The organism is Streptosporangium sp. OZ121 (genome assembly GCF_051918885.1).
In the GTDB taxonomy this organism is placed as follows: domain Bacteria; phylum Actinomycetota; class Actinomycetes; order Streptosporangiales; family Streptosporangiaceae; genus Streptosporangium.
The window spans coordinates 36535-53524 of sequence record NZ_JBPXMC010000017.1 but is presented as its reverse complement, the minus strand read 5'-3'; the positions used below and the strand labels follow the sequence as shown (position 1 = coordinate 53524).

12 protein-coding genes are annotated in these 16990 nt (G+C 71.9%); 8 read left to right on the top strand and 4 right to left on the bottom strand.

Going from position 1 to position 16990, the window contains the following annotated elements:
• Positions 1 to 26: 26 nt before the first annotated feature.
• From ACTOQ1_RS26780 to ACTOQ1_RS26760, 5 genes are all read left to right on the top strand, one after another.
• On the top strand, positions 27 to 3833 hold the full coding sequence (locus tag ACTOQ1_RS26780) for a type I polyketide synthase (RefSeq protein ID WP_440070761.1): 3807 nt from the start codon (positions 27 to 29) through the stop codon (positions 3831 to 3833).
• 746 nt (positions 3834 to 4579) lie between these two features.
• Entirely contained in the window at positions 4580 to 5947 is a 1368-nt protein-coding gene (locus tag ACTOQ1_RS26775; RefSeq protein ID WP_440070760.1) for a pectate lyase family protein, read from the top strand.
• 449 nt (positions 5948 to 6396) lie between these two features.
• Positions 6397 to 7917, top strand: a complete 1521-nt coding sequence (locus ACTOQ1_RS26770) for a condensation domain-containing protein (RefSeq protein WP_440070759.1) — start codon at positions 6397 to 6399, stop codon at positions 7915 to 7917.
• Between the two features lie 122 nt (positions 7918 to 8039).
• The gene (locus ACTOQ1_RS26765) at positions 8040 to 8567 is read left to right on the top strand and encodes a VOC family protein (protein ID WP_440070758.1); all 528 of its coding nucleotides are present in this window, start codon (positions 8040 to 8042) and stop codon (positions 8565 to 8567) included.
• 67 nt (positions 8568 to 8634) lie between these two features.
• Complete coding sequence (locus ACTOQ1_RS26760) at positions 8635 to 9258, top strand: TetR/AcrR family transcriptional regulator (protein ID WP_440070757.1); 624 nt, start codon at positions 8635 to 8637, stop codon at positions 9256 to 9258.
• Positions 9259 to 9300: 42 nt separating this feature from the next.
• Here ACTOQ1_RS26760 and rhaI read toward each other — a convergent pair whose 3' ends face one another.
• The 3 genes from rhaI to rhaS are packed head-to-tail and all read right to left on the bottom strand — an operon-like array spanning position 9301 to position 11926.
• Positions 9301 to 10446, bottom strand: coding sequence for an L-rhamnose isomerase (rhaI, locus tag ACTOQ1_RS26755; protein ID WP_440070756.1), 1146 nt, complete (start codon positions 10444 to 10446; stop codon positions 9301 to 9303).
• A 14-nt stretch (positions 10447 to 10460) separates the two neighbouring features.
• The gene (locus tag ACTOQ1_RS26750; protein ID WP_440070755.1) at positions 10461 to 10778 is read right to left on the bottom strand and encodes an L-rhamnose mutarotase; all 318 of its coding nucleotides are present in this window, start codon (positions 10776 to 10778) and stop codon (positions 10461 to 10463) included.
• 59 nt (positions 10779 to 10837) lie between these two features.
• The gene (rhaS, locus tag ACTOQ1_RS26745) at positions 10838 to 11926 is read right to left on the bottom strand and encodes a rhamnose ABC transporter substrate-binding protein (RefSeq protein ID WP_440070754.1); all 1089 of its coding nucleotides are present in this window, start codon (positions 11924 to 11926) and stop codon (positions 10838 to 10840) included.
• A gap of 542 nt (positions 11927 to 12468) precedes the next feature.
• Between rhaS and ACTOQ1_RS26740 the strand changes: the two genes are divergently transcribed.
• The 3 genes from ACTOQ1_RS26740 to ACTOQ1_RS26730 all read left to right on the top strand — a co-directional run bounded on the left by ACTOQ1_RS26740 (position 12469) and on the right by ACTOQ1_RS26730 (position 15344).
• On the top strand, positions 12469 to 12981 hold the full coding sequence (locus tag ACTOQ1_RS26740; protein ID WP_440070753.1) for a hypothetical protein: 513 nt from the start codon (positions 12469 to 12471) through the stop codon (positions 12979 to 12981).
• A 177-nt stretch (positions 12982 to 13158) separates the two neighbouring features.
• Positions 13159 to 13491: a YnfA family protein gene (locus ACTOQ1_RS26735; protein ID WP_440070752.1), complete on the top strand. Its 333-nt coding sequence runs from the start codon at positions 13159 to 13161 to the stop codon at positions 13489 to 13491.
• A 143-nt stretch (positions 13492 to 13634) separates the two neighbouring features.
• A complete protein-coding gene (locus ACTOQ1_RS26730; protein ID WP_440070751.1) occupies positions 13635 to 15344 on the top strand; it encodes a rhamnulokinase in 1710 nt (569 codons plus the stop codon).
• Here the strand turns inward: ACTOQ1_RS26730 and ACTOQ1_RS26725 are convergent.
• Complete coding sequence (locus ACTOQ1_RS26725; protein ID WP_440070750.1) at positions 15231 to 16949, bottom strand: IlvD/Edd family dehydratase; 1719 nt, start codon at positions 16947 to 16949, stop codon at positions 15231 to 15233. The two genes, ACTOQ1_RS26730 and ACTOQ1_RS26725, sit on opposite strands and share 114 nt — an antisense overlap.
• Positions 16950 to 16990 lie beyond the last annotated feature (41 nt).

The window sequence follows — 16990 nt, the reverse complement described above, 5'->3', positions numbered from 1 at the left end:
TGGCCGACAGTCCGCGCGGAGTCCAGGTGGAACCAGTGGCGGTGATCGGGATCGGATGCCGCCTTCCCGGCGACGTCCGCTCACCGGACGAGTTCTGGGACCTGCTGCGCGCCGGCCGGAACACGACCCGGCCGCTGCCCGCCGAACGCTGGCGCCGGTACGAGAACCGGAGCCCCGAGTACGCCGCCGCGCTGCGTGACGCCGTACGTCACGGCAGCTTCCTGAGCGACATCGAGGGCTTCGACGCGGAGTTCTTCGGCCTGTCGCCCCGCGAGGCCGAGCTGATGGACCCGCAGCAGCGGATCCCGATGGAGACCGCGTGGGAGGCCCTGGAGCACGCCGGCCTGCCGCCGCACGAGCTGGCCGGCACCGACGCCGGGGTGTTCATGGGAGTCTGCACCGCCGACTACGGAGGCCGCCTCCTGGAGGACCTGCCCCAGATCGAGGCGTGGACCGGGATCGGCGCCGCGACCTGCGCCGTCGCCAACCGCATCTCCTACTCCCTCGACCTGCGCGGGCCCAGCATGGCGATCGACACCGCCTGCTCGGCGTCGCTGGTCGCGCTGCACCTGGCCGCGCAGAGCCTGCGGCTCGGCGAGAACGACGTCGCCCTCGCCGGCGGCGTCAACCTGCTGGTCACCCCGGGCCAGACCCTCACGCTCGGCACGGCCGGGGCCCTCGCCCCCGACGGGCGGTCAAAGTCGTTCGACGCGTCGGCCGACGGCTACGGGCGCGGCGAGGGCTGCGGCGTGGTCGTGCTCAAGCGGCTGTCCGACGCGCGGCGCGACGGCGACCGGGTCCTCGCGCTCGTCGTCGGCAGCGCCGTGAACCAGGACGGGCACACCAACGGCATCATGGCGCCGTGCGGGCAGGCCCAGGAACACGTGATGGTCCGGGCCTGCCGGCAGGCGGGCGTCGAGCCGTCCACCGTCGACTACATCGAGGCGCACGGCACCGGCACCCGGCTCGGCGACCCGCTGGAGGCGGGGGCGCTCTCCTCCGTGTACGGCACGGGGCGACCCCCCGGAGACCCGTGCCTCATCGGCTCGGTCAAGTCCAACATCGGTCACCTCGAAGGCGCCGCCGGCATCACCGGCGTCATCAAGGCGGTGCTCGCCCTCGACCGCGGCGAGATCCCCCCGAGCGTGCTGACCAGCCTCAATCCGGCCATCTCATGGGAGACCTCGGGCCTTCGGGTGGTGACCGAGCAGTCGGCCTGGCCGGAGCGCGACCACCCCCGCCGGGCGGGCGTCTCCAGCTTCGGGTACGGCGGCACGGTCGCGCACATCGTGCTGGAGCAGGCCCCTCCGGCTCGGGAGGCCCGGGAGGTGCCCCGGGAGGAGGCGGCGGGGGAGCGGCTGTTCCCGCTGTCCGCCGCGTCGGAGCAGGCTCTGCGGCAGTACGCGGGCAAGCTCGCCGACCACCTCGGCAACGGGCTCGACCTGGCGTCGGCGGGGCACACGCTGGCGCTCCGGCGCACCCACCTGGCCCGTCGCGCCGTCGTGGTCGGGGCGGACGCGGGCGAGCTGGCGGCCGGACTGCGCAGGCTCGCGGAGGACGCGCCGGCCGAGGCCGTCCTCACCGGTGACGTGCTGCCCGAGCTCGGCCCGGGGCCGGTCTGGGTCTTCTCCGGGCAGGGCTGCCAGTGGCGCGGGATGGGGCGGGAGCTGCTCGCCGTGCCGGAGTTCGCGTCCCTGGTCGACGAGGTGGAGCCGATCTTCGCCGAGGAGATCGGCTTCTCCCCCCGGCAGGTCCTGGCCGACGGCGACCTCGACACCATCGACCGCGTGCAAACCATGATCTTCGTGATGCAGCTGGGCCTCGCCAGGCTCTGGAACGCGTACGGGGTCGTTCCGAAGGCCGTCATCGGCCACTCCGTCGGCGAGCTCGCGGCGGCGGTGACGGCCGGCGCGATGACCGTCGCCGACGGCGCCCGGCTGATCTGCCGCCGCTCCCGGCTGCTGCGCCGGGCCGAGGGCAAGGGGGCCATGGTGATGGTCGACCTGTCCTTCGAGGAGGCGGCGGAGAGGCTGGCCGGCCGCGGCGACCTGGTGGCCGCGATCGCGTCGGCACCCGGCTCCACCGTGCTGTCCGGCGACGTCGCCGCGGTCGAGGCGGTGGTGAACGAGTGGCCGGTCGAGGGCATCGTGGTGCGGCGGGTGGCGTCGGACGTCGCCTTCCACAGCCCGCACATGGATCCGCTGGCCGTCGAGCTGGCCGCCGCCGTCGCCGATCTCTCGTTCGGGGCGCCGCGCATCCCCATGTACACGACCGCGCTGGCGGACCCCCGGTCGGCGCCCGTCCTGGACGGCGCGTACTGGGCGGCGAACCTCCGCGACCCCGTGCGGCTGGTCGCGGCGACGACGGCCGCGGCGCAGGACGGCCACCGCGTGTTCCTGGAGATCTCCCCCCACCCCGTGGTCGCGCACTCGGTGACCGAGACGCTCTCGGAGAACGGGTTCGAGGACGTGTTCGTCGGCACGTCGCTGCGCCGGAACCAGCCGGAGCCGCTGACCTTCCTCGTCGCGCTGGGCACGGCGCACTGTCACGGCGTCGAGGTGGACTGGAGCCGGCTGCAGCCGTCCGGCGGCCTGGCCGATCTGCCGCCGTACGCCTGGCAGCACCGCCGCCACTGGCGCGAATCGTACGTCGAGGACGGCAACCGGGGGCACGACGTGGACTCCCACGCCCTGCTCGGAGCCGTGAGCAGCCTCGCGGGCAGCCGGACCCGGGTGTGGCGGACCAGCGTGGAGGACGCCAACCGGCCCTACCCGGGCAGCCACGCCCTCAACGGGGTCGAGATCGTGCCCGCCGCCGTGCTGGTCAACACGTTCCTGAACGCGGTCGAGGACGAGGACGTCACGCTCACCGACGTGGAGATGATGCATCCGCTGATGACCGCGGAACGCAGGCAGGTCCAGGTCGTGCACGAGCCTCCGGCGGTACGGCTCGCGGCCCGCACCCCGGCCGGCCCCGACGAGCCGGAACCCGCCTGGCTGGTGCACGTCACCGCGAACGTGGCCGCTCCGGGCCAGGCGAAACCCGACGTGCTGCCGGACGCCGGCGCTCTCACCCCGATCGATCCCGGGTTCGTGCACAAGCGGCTGGCCACCGTCGGCGTGCCCTCGACGGGCTTCGACTGGACGGTCGAGACGCTGCTGGGCGGGGACGGCGTGCTGCGGGCCACTGTCCACACAGCCCGTACCGCCCGCGCCGAGGAACCGGGGAGCTGGGCGCCGGCGCTGGACGCGGCGATGTCCGTGGCGCCCTGCGTGTTCCCCGGCGATCCGGTGCTGCGCATGGTCGTGCACATCGACGAGGTGGTGCTGACCGGCACGCCACCCTCAACGGTGATCATCGACGCGGCCGTGGACCCGGCCGCCGCCGACACCGTCCGGGCGCTCCTGGCCGACGTGGACGGCCGGGTGGTGGGACACCTCACGGGACTCCGCTATCCGGTGATCGACGCGCCCGCCCCGGCCGAGGAGGATCTCCGGGGACCCGCGGAGTCGTTCGCCGGCCTGGCGCCCGAGGACCTGCGCGAGCGCGTCCTGCCCGAGGTCCGCGCGGAGATCGCGGCCGTGATGAGACTGGCCCCCGAGGACCTGGCGACCCGGCGTCCCCTCGTCGAGCAGGGGCTGGACTCGGTGATGACCGTCATGGTCCGGCGGCGCCTGGAGAAGCGCTTCGGCCGCCGTCTCCCCGCGACCCTGCTGTGGCAGCAGCCCACCATCTCCGCGATCGCAGACCACCTGGCGGGGCTTCTCGCGGCTCCGCGACCGGACGCGGCGGCGGAGACCGCTCCCGAGAGCGCGCTCGCGATCGGGGGCTGAGGCCGCCGGCCGGGTGGCCCGGGGGGCGATCCCCCGGGCCACCCGGCCGGCGCGTCCGGCCGGAGCCGGCCGCACCACCCGCCGCGTCCCGGCCGCTCGGCCGCCCTCCGCTCCTCGACGTCGACGCCGAAAGGACACGGCGCCCACGGGTTTCCGGCTGCCGATCGTGATAAGCGGACCGCCAGGATCGGAGAAAACGACACCGGCGCGGCATATCTGCGATGCCTGAATCTTTTCGCCTGCCCTTCGACCGCCGGCGGGTCGGGCGCCTCCTCTCATTCGAATGATGTCTTCGGGTCAGGAACTCTTACGAAAAAACTTGAACGGCTGGGCTTCAACGACACTTCTTATGCATTTCGCACGTGTCGTCACCGGCCCGTGGCAGGAGATCTGTCCATGTTCCGCGCTGATTCGCGTCTCCCGCGGACCGGCGATGAAAGTTTCTTCGATCTCGCGTGTGCCGGCGGGGCCCGAGGGCGAACCGCAAGGGGCCTCGACCGCCGCGTCGAGGGCCCGGCCAAGGGACGGCTCATTCCTCTCACCAGCCAGAAGACGCCGGCGACAGGTGTCGTGGACCTTCGGCCGGATGCGGTGCCTCCCCGCGCCGGGACGGTCGATCGGATCCGGCCCTGGACCGGCGCCTTGACGTGAGGGTTCAAGTGAACTTGGCTCACCGAAACCACGGGAATGACCTGCGGTTTCAGGGGGCTCGGTTCCGGTCCGGCGCCCAAGAGGGAGGCGAGAGCATGAGCTCGGGAAAACGACACCTGACGATCCTCGGGGGTGCGGCAGGAGCCCTCTGCCTGGCGGCGGGCCTCGTCACGGCACCGGCCTCGGCGGCGCCGGCCTCAGCGGCGCCGGGCTGCCAGGTCACCTACTCGGTGAGCTCCCAGTGGGACAACGGGTTCGGCGCGAACATCGCGATCACCAATCTGGGCGACCCGCTCACCGGCTGGCAGCTGAAATGGCCGTTTTCGGCCGGACAGGCCGTGACGCAGGGCTGGAACGCGACCTTCTCCCAGAGCGGCAGCGCGGTGACCGCCGCGAACGCCCCCTACAACGGCGACCTGGCGACCGGTGCCGTCACCACGATCGGCTTCAACGGAAGCTGGAGCGGTTCCAACCCGATACCCACCTCCTTCACCCTCAACGGGATCGCGTGCACGGGTTCGGTCACCGGCTCGCCGTCGCCGAGCCCGTCCCCCAGCCCGACGCCTACCCCGACGCCCGCTCCGACCCCCTCACCGCTGCCGCCCAACCCCACCGGCCTGGCCGGCTGGGCGACCCAGGGTGGCGGCACGACGGGCGGTGGCAGTGCGTCCGCCACCACGGTGACGAGCGCGTCGGCCCTGACCGGCGCGGCCTCGGGGACGGGCGCGGCGGTGATCCGGGTGTCGGGCACGATCTCCTGCTCGGGCATGCTGAGGATCGGGTCCAACAAGACGATCATCGGTAACCCCGGCGCGGCGATCGTCGGCTGTGGCCTGAACGTCTCCAACGCCTCCAACGTGATCATCCGGAACCTGACCTTCAGGAACTGGGACGACGACGCGATCAACGTCCAGTACTCGACCCGGGTCTGGATCGACCACAACACGCTGTCCAACGGCTACGACGGCGCCATCGACATCAAGCGCGCCAGCGACTACGTCACCGTGTCGTGGAACCGCCTGTACAGCCACGACAAGGCCATGCTGCTCGGTCACAGCGACGACAACGGCGCCGAGGACAGGGGTCACCTGCGCGTGACCTACCACCACAACTGGCTCGACGGCACCAACCAGCGCAACCCCCGGGTGCGCTTCGGCAACCCGGTGCACGTCTACAACAACTACTACTCCAACGTCAGGGGATACGGGGTCGCCTCCACCGAAGGCGCCGGCGTGCTGGTCGAGGGCAACTACTTCGAGAACGTCCCCGACCCGTACCACCTGGGCGAGGCCGCGTCCGGCCCCGGCACCCTGGTGGCCCGCAACAACCACCTGACCGGTTCCGGCAGCGGGCAGCAAGGCGGTTCGGTGGCCTCCATCCCGTATTCCTACAGCCTTGACGGGGCATCCAGCGTCAAGTCCATCGTCACCTCCGGTGCGGGAGCAGGAAAAATCAATCTCTGAACGGCCGTGAAACCGATTTCCGAAGTCGTTCGGCCCGCCCCGGCCGGTGGCCTCGCCCCATGGGGAAGAACCGGGGAAGTGCCGGCCCGAGGCCGAAAAGAGAAGGAGCCGGATATCACTTAGCGTCTTGACGCCCCCAATGGCGCTCCTTACCATTCTCCCACCGATATCGGGAGCGGGCCGATCGATGACGAATACCAATGTGGCACTCGATCCAACAATTCAGTCGAGTGCCATATTGGCATGTGTCTCGACGGCGACGTGATGAGCGCGAGGGAGTGGGCTTGAACGAGCCGTTCGGCCGCCGCGGGCATCGCCGGCGCGGAGAGGCGACTCGCCAGGACCATCGCTCCCGGCCGGACCGCACGCCGGTGACCGCCGGGGAACACGCGCCGGGTTCGGTGCGGCCCCCGTGCGAGGCGGACCGCGATGACCGGCAGTGGTCGGAGGTGAATGACCTGAGGGTCTGCTTCTCGGGCTCCCGATCGGGGCGCTGGCCCATCACGGTCGGCCAGAAGAACGTGCTGGAGTGGATCAGTCCGGACCTGCCGGGGCCGGCCGACATCCTGTCGACGATGGTGCGCGTGCCCCGGGGAAGCACCATGGACGCGGTCGGTGCGGCTCTGGGCGCGCTCATCGGTCGCCAGGAGGCGCTGCGGACCCTGTTGCGGGACGGCGAGCAGTTCGTGCACGCGTCGGGAACGCTCGTCGCCGACGTGGTCGAGGCCACGGGCACCGGCCAGGAGTGGTTCCCGCCTGGCCGGGCCTTCGATCCCGCCGCCGACTTTCCGGTGAGGGCGAGCGTGGTGACCCGGTCGGGATCCCCGTTCCTGGTCGTCCTGCACGTGTCGCACGTGGCGGCGGACCTGTCGGCGATGACGATCCTGCGCGCCGAACTCGCCGCCCTGCTGGCGGGCCGGCCGCTTCCCGTCGCCGCGTACCACCCCGCCGACCAGGCCGCCTACGAACTCACCCCGGCCGGGCAGCGCCGGCTGGAGGGTTCGGTCAGATACTGGGCCCGCCAGATGGCCGAGAAGCCGTTGTGCGCGCTCGGCATGCCCTTCCGTTTTCCCGGTGCCCGCGGCCATCATCACGTCCTGCTGGGCTCCCGGCCCGCCGCCGAGGCGCTGGGCCACGTCGCGGCGAAGACGGGTGCGCGGCCGCCGGCGGTCGTGATGGCCGCGTTCGCGTCGCTCCTGACGAGCTGGACCGGAGTCCCGGGATGCCAGCTGAACTGCCTGTGCAACAACCGCTTCTCCCCGGAGCTGCGCCACTACGTCGGCACGGTGGCCCAGGAGACGATCATTCCCTTCACCGCGTCAACCTCGTTCCTGCGGTCGGTCTCCCAGACGAACGCCGCGGCCCTGGCCGCCTACAAGTACGGCCGGTACGACCCGGTTCGGCTCTCCGAGGCGCAGGGCGAGGCGGAACGGGCCCGCGGCATGCGATGCCACCGGGACGTGGTCGTCAACAACACGACCGGCCACTCGCATGTGATCCTGCCGAGTGCCGGCGTGGAACCCGGCACGGGCGACCGCGTGTTCGACGCCCCCGCGGAGTTCGACGTCTACCGGCTGGAAGGCACGCTCGGCTGCGGACTCGCCCTCGATGCCCGCCTGGCCACCGCCGACGAGACCGCCGCCATCCTCGGCGGGGTCGAGCGGCTCATCGTCGCCGCCGCCGACGGCGACGTCGATCCGGCCGGCTTCGGCGTCCCCCCGGTGGAACGGGGGCCGGGCTGGGTGCGTGCCCGCTCGTGCTGGGTCGACCTCGCCGGCGTCCAGGCCGCGGCGGACCTCGCCCTCGGCCTCGGCGTCGCGCGGATCGAGGCCGCCGGCGACGAGCTCATCGCCCACGTCGGGCGCGACACCGACGTCTCCGCGGCCGCCAGGGCGGTGCTCGACGCGGTCCTGCGCGAAGGACGCCACGGCGTGGTCGCACCCGGCGACTACGTGCGCGCCGCCGGCTGAGAACGGATCGATCCGGGTGGCGGGCCGGACGCCCCGCCCGCGAGACGCGCGGCGCGGACGAGACCACTAGAATGCAATTCTAGGATTGGCCGGTCTCCCGGCCCCGACCGCGAGGAGCCCACGTGCACGACGTCTCACCGGAGCTCGGGGCACTTCGGGAACTCGGCGCCGTCTTCGACCACACCGCCGTCGCGGCACCGCGCATCAGGGATCTCCTGCCGGTCTATCGTGACCTGCTGGGCGGGACCTTCCACCGTGGCGGCGACAACCGGCTCGGCGGCTACCGGGCCATGCAGCTCACCTACCCGGGTGGCGGCAAGATCGAGCTGATGGAGCCGCTCGAGGGCTCCACCTTCTTCGACAGCTTCTTCGAGCTGACGCGCGGCCGGGGCGGCGTGCACCACCTCAACTTCCACGTGGCCGACATCGACCTGGCGGTCTCCCTGCTCACCGAGCGCGGCTACCGCCTGCACGGCCTCAACCTGGGCGACCCGAGGTGGCGTGAGGTGTTCCTGCACCCCAAGGAGGCCCACGGCGTGCTGATCCAGCTCGCGCAGCCGGGTCCGCGCGACTCCGTACCCGTCCCCTCCCTCGACGACGTGCTGGCCGGACGCGGATTCCGCGGCAACGGGATTCCCAGCCCCGCCTGAACACGGAACCATCATCGGACAGGACGGGTTCCGGAGCCTTTCCGTCCGGCGGACAGCGGAGAGGCACATGACACGCAAGCCAGGCGCCTGGGAGTGGAGCCGCACGGCGCAGACTCGTACGAGCATGCTCAGGGCCGCCAGGGAGGTCTTCACCGAGCACGGTTTCGCCGACGCCGGGGTGGCCGACGTCGTCGAGCGCGCCGGCCTGAGCATCGGCAGCCTCTACCACCACTTCGGCGGCAAGACCGAGCTGTTCCTCGCGCTGTGGGAGAACCACCAGGCCGAGCACGAGAAGAACGCGGCCTCCGCGGTGTCGAAGGCCCGCCGGTCGGGCACCCACGATCCCCTGGAACTGTTCGTCGCCGGCGCCCGCGCCTTTCTCGAGGGGTCGTGGGAACGGCGGGATCTGGCCCGGCTGTTCATGGACGGGGGCGGGCCCCCGGGGTTCGAGCTGATGCGCCGCACGCGCGGTCGCGAGTGGGTACGGCAGAACGGCGTCCTGCTCGGCGCGGGCGGCACCTCCCTCGACCGCCTGACGGTCGCCGTCCTGACGTCGGTCATCGGCGAGGCGGGCCGCGAGGTGGCGACCTGCGACGGCGAGGCGGAGGCGGAGCGGATCATCGAGGCGGCGATCGAGCTGATCCGCCGCCTCGACCCGCTGCGCGCCCCCTCTACGGCCCCACCTCGATGACGTCGGCGCCGACCGGGTCGGCGACCGTCAGGCGCGGGGGCATCAGGCGCCCCAGCCCGCCTGGGCGCCGCCGACCCGGTCGGCGGCGATCTTCTCGAAGTAGCCCGACCTGGCGTACGCCGCCATCGGGTCGGGGTCCAGGCCCAGCTCGGCGCGCACCTCGGCCAGCAGGGGCCGCACGTCGGTGTTGTAGGCGTCCATGACGACCGCGTTGGCCCCGAGCACGTCCCCGGCCGACTGCGCCTTCGCCAGCGCCTCCCGGTCCACCAGCAGCGCCTTGGCCGTGGCCTCCTGCACGTTCATCACCGACCGGATCTGCCCGGCGATCTTCGGCTCGATGTTGTGGCACTGGTCCAGCATGAACGCGACGTCCTCGGTGAACCCGCCCCCGCCGATCACCTCGACCATGATGCGGAACAGCTGGAACGGGTCGGCCGCCCCCGCCATCAGGTCGTCGTCGGCGTAGAAGCGGGAGTTGAAGTCGAAGCCGCCCAGCTTGCCCTCGCGCAGCAGGAACGCCACGATGAACTCGATGTTGGTGCCCGGCGCGTGGTGGCCGGTGTCGACCACCACCTGCGCCTTGGGGCCCAGCTTCAGGCAGTGCGCGTACGCCGTCCCCCAGTCGGGCACGTCGGTGGCGTAGAACGCGGGCTCGAACAGCTTGTACTCCAGCAGGAAGCGCTGGTTGTCGCCCAGCCGCTCGTACACCCGGCCCAGCGCCTCGGCCAGCCGGTCCTGGCGGGCGCGGATGTCGTCCTGGCCGGGGTAGTTGATCCCGTCGGAGAACCACAGCTTCAGCGTGTCGGAACCGGTGGCGTCCATGATGTCCACGCAGTCCAGCAGGTGCGCGAGGGCCTTGGCCCGCACCCGCGCGTCCGGGTGGGTCACGCTGCCCAGCATGTAGTCGTCGTCCTGGAACACGTTGGAGTTGATCGCCCCGATCCGCACCCCCAGTCGCGACGCGTGCGCGGCCAGCGCGGCGTAGTCGTCGACCCGGTCCCACGGGATGTGCAGCGCCACCCGCGGCGCCACCCCGGTGAACGCGTGCACCTGCGCGGCGTCCGCGAGCTTCTCGAACGGGTCCCTCGGCACCCCCCGCTGCGCGAACACCTTGAACCGCGTGCCCGAGTTGCCGTACGCCCACGACGGGGTCTCGATGACCTGCGCCCGCAGCGAATCCTTGATCATGAATCGGTCCCCGATCAGTTGAGGTGGAAGACTTCCTCGAGCGCGACCATGCCCTCGTCGGGGCGGCCGTCGAGGCTCTCGAAGAACGGCGCCATCTCGGCCTGCCACCGGGCGTTGACCTCGGTCGCGGCCATGGCCTCGCGGGCGGCCTCGAAGTCCTCGGTCTCCAGGTAGCCGACCAGCAGCCCGTCCTGGCGCAGGAAGAGCGAGTAGTTGTGCCAGCCGGTCGCGCTCAGGGCGTCGAGCATCTCCGGCCACACGGCGCGGTGGCGCTCGCGGTACTCCGCCAGGCGCTCCGGCCGTACCTTCAGCAGGAAGCAGACACGCTGCATGGGCCGTCCTTTCTCGGGTGCGGCCCGCGGCCCCTCGGGGCACGGGCCGCGCCGGGACGTCAGAAGTCGAACTGGTCGATGTTGGAGGCGTCGAAGGTGAACGGCGGGCCGAGGATGATCTCCCCGTCCCTGCCGATCGTCCGCTCGCCGAGCCTGCCGGCCTTCAGGACCTCGCCCTCGGCTCCGGTGATCTGCCCGGAGGCCAGCGCCGCCGCCGCGTACGAGGCCAGGTAGCCCAGGTCCTTGGGGTTCCACAGCGCGAACTTCTCGACCGTCTTGTCCCTGACGAACTGGCGCATCTGGTTGGGGGTGCCCAGCCCGGTCAGCACGACCTCGCCCTTGTACTTGGACCCGGAGATGTAGCGCGCCGCCGCCGAGATGCCCACCGTGGTCGGCGAGATGATCCCCTTCAGGTCCGGGTACGCCTGCAGCAGGCCCTGGGTCTCCTGGAAGGACTTCTGGTCGTCGTCGTCGCCGTAGGCGACCTTGACCAGCTTCATGTCCTTGTACTCGGGCCTGCCGAGCTCGTCCTTCATGAACTCGATCCAGGTGTTCTGGTTGGTCGCGTTCGCCGTCGCCGACAGGATCGCCACCTCACCCTTGCCACCGATCAGCTCCGACAGGAGCTTCACCTGGCTGCGGCCGATCTCCTCGGAGTTGGCCTGGTTGATGAACAGGTCGCGGCACTCCTTGGAGGCGTCGGAGTCGTAGGAGACGATCTTCGTCCCCCTGGCCCGCGCCTGCTGCAGCGGCCCGCACACCGCGTTGGCGTCGTTGGCCGCGATCAGGATCGCGTCGTGTCCCTGCTGGGTCAGCGTGTTGATGTACGACACCTGTGAGGACGCCGACGCGTCGGAGGGGCCGACCTCCTTGGCCTCCGCCTTGAACTCCGCGGCCGCCTCGATCCCCGCCTTGTCCACGATCGTCTCGTACGGGTTGTTGATCTGCTTCGGCAGGAAGGCGAGCTTCAGCCCTTCCTTGATCGGCGCGTTCGGGTCGGCCTTCGCCGGGGCGGAGGACGCGGGGGCCGCCGGGGCGGCGGAACTCGCCGAGTCCTTGGTGGTGCCGCCGCCGCAGGCCGCGAGCGCGATCGACAGCAGACCGGCCACCATCGCGGCGGGAACGGACCTTCGCGAAACAGTGAACATGAGCGCTTCCTCAGGAAGTGGGGGGTGGTCGGACTCCTACGAAAAAACGATTTAACCGGTTGAGCTGGACAGTAGAACCAAGCTTCGCCGGGTGTCAATGGCACATGAACGTGCCGTTTCCTTAGCGTTACACGACCTCCGCCTCCGGCGGCCCGGCTCCCCCGGGCGGGCCCGCCGGGTCCGCGGTCCGGCAGCCGAGCCTCGATCCGTTGCCACGTTTTAACCTTCCGGCACCCGGCGGGGCGGTGACACGGCCGGGAACTCCCCGTTCGCGGCACGCCGCGCGGAATCCGGGCGGTCGTTCCACCGGATGCCACTCCCCCGGGCTCCCGGCCACCTCGGCCCGCAATCCGGCGAGCCTTTTGCCAATCAAGCTGGGAAATTGCGTGAATTGCCAGCCTTTGTAGCTGTCTTGGAAGTGCATCGGGGCACCGCGACCCCGTACGGGAAACGCGTGTGAGCACTATGACGCAGACGGCCGCCCGAATGGCCGTTTACATAAAGGGCGTCAGCAGTTCACCGATCAGAGAGGCATCACCGTCATGTCGCGTAAGCGTCGCAACATCACCGCCCTGGCACTGACGCTGGCCGGGCTGGCGACCACCGCCGTCCTCGCGTCCCCCGCCCACGCGGCCGGGGCCACCGTCACGGTGGGGTCGTTCGGGAACATGTCCGTCGTGGGCACGACCGGGAACGACAGCATCGACATCAACCTGTTCAACGGCAAGATCAACGTGACCTCCAGCCTGCACTCGGTGACCGCGGGCGCCGGATGCACCCAGCAGGGGCCCAGCACGGTCTCCTGCTCCGGGGTCTCGACCATCACGGTCAACGTCAGGCCCGGCGACGACACCGTGCGCAACCACACCTCCCTGTTCACCGAGATCTTCGGCTCGGCCGGCGCCGACCGCCTCTCCGGCGGGTCCGGCCGCGACATCCTCGTCGGCGGCACCGGCAACGACGTCCTGACCGGCAACGGTGGCAACGACACCACCGACGGCGGGCCCGACGTCGACACCTGCAACGGAGAGACCGAGGAGAACTGCGAGCTGTAGCGGAGGTCACCTGGCCGCACGGGAGCAGGCCAGGCCGGGGGCGGGTGACGGCACCGCGGGGGCGGTGCCGCCACTCGCCCCCGACCGTGACACGCGGGACCGGTGCCGTCACGCGGCCCGGCACGTCCCCCGCGACCCGGGCGCGCCCGGGTCGCGGGGGGACGCTATTTTCCGAACATGACGATCGCCCGTTCACTGCTGTTGTTCGCGCTGGCGGCCGTCGCCGAGATCGGCGGCGCCTGGCTGGTCTGGCAGGGGGTCCGCGAGCAGCGGGGGCCGCTGTGGATCGCCGCGGGGGTCGTCGCACTGGGGGCGTACGGGTTCGTCGCCGCGTTCCAGCCCGACGCGAACTTCGGCCGGGTCCTGGCCGCCTACGGCGGGGTGTTCATCGCCGGATCCCTGCTGTGGGGGATGCTGGCCGACGGCTTCCGTCCCGACCGGTGGGACCTGATCGGCGCGGGCGTGTGCCTGGCGGGGGTCGCTCTGATCATGTACGTCCCGCGCGGGTGAGGCGGGAGAGGCCATCGTGAAAGGGCCGTGGGAAAGGCCCGCGTGGCCGATCCCGGGGAGAAAGGCGAATCCACCGGCAGTTTCACCCACCATTTCTGATATATCCCCCGTATCAGGAAAGTCTTTCCGGTTACCCTTGAACCGTGCCCGTCTACGTGGCCGTGGATCTCGGACCTGAGAGCGGCCGGGTATTGACCGGCGAATTCGATGGTGAACGGCTCGCGGTGCGGGAAGTGCACCGCTTCGCCAACCGTCCCGTCCGCGTTCTCGACGGCCTGTACTGGGACGTGCTCGGACTTCTCACCCAGGCCCGCGGGGGCATCGCGCTGGCCGCCTCCCGCGGCCGCCTCACCAGCGTGGGCGTGACCGCCTGGGGCGGTGACTTCGCGCTCCTCGACCGCACCGGGCGGCTGCTGGCCAACCCCCGCCACCACCTCGACCCCTACACCTCCGGCCTGGCGGGTCTCGTCTCCTGGCAGGACCACTACGAGCTGACCGGTGTGCGCCCCGGACCCGGCACCACGGCCTGCCAGCTGCTGGCGCACGCCGGATCCCCGCTCCTGGAGGCCGCCGACCACCTGGCGATGATGCCGGACCTGTTCACGCTCTGGCTGAGCGGCGAGATGCTCGCCGAGCGGACGGTCGCGAGCACCAGCCAGCTGCTGGACGCCAGGACCGGCCGGTGGGCGGACAGCCTCATCACCCGCCTGGGCCTGCCCGGCCACCTGTTCGCCCCCCGGCTCGCCGAGCCCGGCACGGTCGCCGGGCCGCTGCGCGGCGAGAGCGGGAGCGGCGGGGGCGGCCGGATCAGCCGGAACGGGAGAGGTCCCGGCGCGACCGTGGTCGTCGCGGTGGCCGGCCACGACGCCGCCTCCGCGGCCGCGGCGCTTCCCGTCTCCTCCGGCTCGGTCGGCCACATCTCCTGCGGCCCCCGCTCGCTGGCGGGGCTGGAGCTCGACGCGCCGGTCACCGGCCGGGCGGCCAGACTGGCGGGCTTCACCAACGAGGGCGGTGTCATGGGGACCGTGCGCTTCACCCGCGCCCTCAACGGCCTGATGCTGCTCCAGGAGTGCCGCAGGGCCTGGGGGGTGCGCGTCTCGTACGCGGATCTGGTCGCCGAGGCCGCCGCGGCGCCCGCGTTCGGCCCCCTGATCGACCCCGGCCACCCGTGGTTCCTCGAACCGGGTGACGTGCCGGCCAGGATCGCGGCCTACTGCCGGTCGACCGGCCAGGCGCCGCCCGACGGCCGCGCGCAGACGGTGCGCTGCGTCCTGGAGAGCCTCGCGTGCTCCTACCGGTGGGCCCTGGAGCAGGCCGAGTTCCTCAGCGACCGGCGGGTGGAGGCCGTGCACCTCGTGGGGGGCGGGGCCGCCAGCGCCACGCTCTGCGAGCTCGTCGCCGACTTCGCCGGGCGGCCGGTGCTCGCCGGTCCGGTGGAGGCGACCGCCGTGGGAAACCTGCTGGTCCAGGCGATGGCCGACGGCCGCCTCGGCTCCCTCACCGAGCTGCGCGAGGTGGTCCGCCGCTCGTTCAGGCCCCGGCCGTTCACGCCCTGCGCGCGGCGGGAGCCGTACGAGATCGCCTACTCCCGCTACCGGCGGCTGGCCGGCATCGACGGGTTCTGGAACGGCGCGGAGGCCGGGCCGGACACCGTCCACCGGGCGCGCCCGGCCCGTCACGCGGCGTCGGCTCCGCCGGCGGAGTCGGCGGAGCCGACGGGGCTGGCGGGGCCGGCGGCCTCAGTGGGACTCGCGGGCGACCGCGTCACCGCTGGAGCCGACGAGGAAGTCGAGGTCGGCACCCCGGTGGGCCTGCATCACGTGGTCGACGTAGAGGCGTTCCCAGCCCCGTGACGGCGCGGCGAAGGCCGCCCGCATGGCCTCCGAGGGGTGACGCCTGGCCAGGTCCTCCGGCGGGATGTCGAGGTCCAGGCGCCTGGCCTCGACGTCCAGGATGATCGGGTCGCCGGTCCGCACCAGGCCGAGCGGGCCGCCCGCCGCGGCCTCGGGCGCCACGTGCAGGACCACCGTGCCGTACGCCGTACCGCTCATCCGGCCGTCGCAGATCCGCACCATGTCGCGTACCCCGCGTTCCAGGAGCTTGGCCGGCATGGGCATGTTGGCCACCTCCGGCATCCCCGGGTAGCCCTTGGGGCCGCACCCGCGCAGCACGAGCACCGAGGAGGCGTCCACGTCGAGGTCGGGGTCGTCGATCCGCGCGTGCATGTCCTCGATGCTGTCGAAGACCAGGGCCCGGCCCCGGTGGCGCATCAGCTCGGGCGAGGCGGCGGCGGGCTTGATGACGGCCCCGGACGGCGCCAGGTCGCCGTACAGGACGGCGATGCCCGCGGCCTCCTGCAGCGGCTGGCCGCGCGGGCGGATGACGCTCTCGTCCCAGATCCGCGCGTCGTCCAGATGATCGGCCAGCGGCCTGCCGGTCACCGTCAGCGCGTCCGGGTCCAGCAGGTCGCGCACCTCGCGCAGCACGGCCAGCAGCCCGCCCGCGCGGTGGAGGTCCTCCATCAGGTGGCGGCCCGCCGGTTGCAGGTCGACCAGGAGCGGCACCCCCGCGCCGGTGCGGTCGAAGTCGTCGAGGGAGAGCTCGACGCCGAGCCGGCCCGCGATGGCCAGCAGGTGCACCACCGCGTTGGTGGATCCGCCGACGGCGGCCAGCGCCACGATGGCGTTGAGGAAGGATCCCCTGGTCAGCAGGGCGCTGGGGCGCAGATCCCGCTCGACGAGCTCGACGGCGAGCCGCCCGGTCTCGTGGGCGCCCTCCAGCAGGCGGCTGTCGGGGGCGGGCGTGCCCGCCAGGCCGGGGACGGTGGTGCCGAGCGCCTCGGCGACGCAGGCCATGGTGGAGGCGGTGCCCATGGTGTTGCAGTGGCCCCTGCTGCGGATCATCGACGACTCCGAGCGCAGGAACGCCTGCTCGGTCAGGGTGCCCGCGCGGACCTCCTCGCTGAGCCTCCACACGTCCGTGCCGCAGCCCAGCTGCACGCCGCGGAAGGTGCCGGTGAGCATGGGCCCGCCGGGGAGCACCACGGCGGGCAGGTCGACCGAGGCCGCGGCCATCAGCAGGGACGGGATGGTCTTGTCGCAGCCGCCCAGCAGCACCACGCCGTCGATCGGGTTGGCCCGCAGCATCTCCTCGGTCGCCATCGCGGCCATGTTGCGCCACAGCATCGCGGTGGGCCTGACCAGCGTCTCCCCCAGCGAGACGACCGGCAGGTTCATCGGGACGCCACCGGCCTCCCAGACGCCCCGCTTGACGCTCTCGGCCACCTCGTCGAGATGGGAGTTGCACGGGGTGAGGTCGGAGGCCGTGTTGGCGATCGCGATGTGCGGCCGGCCGTCGAAGGCGTGCGAGGGCAGCCCTCGCCGCATCCAGGCCCGATGGATGTATGCGTTGCGGTCGGTTCCCGCGTACCACTGCGAACTACGCCGGTCCGCCGTCACGTTCTCAGCCCCATTTGCCGAACGGTAGTCTACGGAACCCG